This window comes from Acinetobacter sp. ANC_7655, from assembly GCF_056784015.1.
The window spans coordinates 1-216 of sequence record NZ_JBWYJB010000047.1 but is presented as its reverse complement, the minus strand read 5'-3'; the positions used below and the strand labels follow the sequence as shown (position 1 = coordinate 216).

The 216-nt window shown below is 35.2% G+C and carries 1 protein-coding gene; it reads left to right on the top strand.

Annotated elements, in window-relative coordinates; translation table 11 throughout:
* Nucleotides 1–216 (top strand): hypothetical protein (locus AC1M9N_RS14530; protein WP_481954984.1); only part of this gene is annotated, 216 nt, incomplete at both ends.

Genomic DNA, 216 nt, shown 5'->3' with positions numbered 1-216 from the left:
ATAGTTAAGGAAGCTAGCTACTATGTTTCATTAAATGGTGGCACTGGCAACAATGTGTACGTCATTAATAAAGAATATTTGAATGATTTAGTTATGATCTCCACAGATGGTTGGGTACATCATAATGACACATTGAAACTCGAAGGATATTTACCTGAGGAACTAATTTTGAAGGAGTCAGCAAATCAAACGCTCGACATTACTTTTTCAGATAGC